General features: G+C 56.1%; 1 protein-coding gene. It reads left to right on the top strand.

Features of this window, described 5'->3' with window-relative positions:
- Positions 1-208 precede the first annotated feature (208 nt).
- Positions 209-724, top strand: a complete 516-nt coding sequence (locus tag EVC45_RS44825) for a thiamine pyrophosphate-binding protein (protein WP_248295550.1) — start codon at positions 209-211, stop codon at positions 722-724.
- The last annotated feature ends 343 nt before the right edge of the window (positions 725-1067 follow it).

Raw genomic sequence — 1067 nt, 5'->3', positions numbered from 1 at the left:
TCTTCAACATCAACTACTCCAGTTTGGATCACACGTTTTACCCCAACTCTGTGTCCAGAAAAACCGGAGCCGCCGCACGTGTGCCGAAGGAATTCGCTATTCCCAAACAAGGCATTTCATCGAGTCGAACACATAGCTCACGACGCATAACCCAAGCTCGTTAACCTGAAGCTAACCGCGCCTTCCGGAATCACAAATTGAGTGAACGGTGTCGCCAAGGCACGCTGTTTTACATGGCAGCGCGTCCTCGCAACAACTGCCGTCGCGCCGTTTTTTTTCAACTCACCAATGTGATTTCGACACCATGTCCGTTACCTGGCCTGAAGCAATCTTCGAGCATTTCAAAGCCGCCGATGTGCGGCAAGTCGCGTATGTGCCTGACGCTGGCCACAAACGCCTGATCAACCTCTGCGAAGAGGACTCGGACATCCATGCGGTGTCCCTAACCACCGAGGAAGAAGGCGTCGCGATGATGGGCGGCGCCTGGATCGGTGGCCAGCGTGGCGTGCTGCTTCTGCAATCGAGCGGTGTTGGCAATTGCATCAACATGCTTTCGCTGCAACACGAGTGTCGAATGCCCATCGTCATGCTCGTCACCATGCGCGGCGAGTGGGGGGAATTCAATCCGTGGCAGGTCGCCATGGGCAAGTCCACGCAACAGGCACTCGAATCGGCAGGCGTCTACGTCTATCGCGCTGACGACGCAGATGTGGGGCCTCGTTGATCACGAGGTTGCATGGAGGTTGCCGAAGCCAAAAAGCATCCGGAATTCGATTGTGCAAAAGCGGGGTTTAGGCCGCGTTTAAAGATGCAGGAATGCAATGTCGGTTTGCCGAATACTGCACATTTCGTCGAATAAACCGCTCACTCCATCCCGTTGGAACCTTGCTAGTGAAAACCCGATGTGTGGGTAAGCCAAACGGTGAACCGCGTCGCCACGCGCAGGCTGGCCAGCGACGTCTTGCTGATCGCCGCTCAAGAGCGAGCAGAGAGCTAATCTCGGATCTGGTGTACGGCGGCAGGCGGGGGATACGAGGAAGGCGGTGGCGGTTGGCTGAGAATGTTGC

It is taken from the genome of Paraburkholderia sp. UYCP14C (assembly GCF_004197395.1).
Taxonomy (GTDB): Bacteria; Pseudomonadota; Gammaproteobacteria; order Burkholderiales; family Burkholderiaceae; genus Paraburkholderia.
The sequence above is the reverse complement of the archived record's forward strand: the minus strand, read 5'-3'. Positions and strand labels throughout refer to the sequence as shown.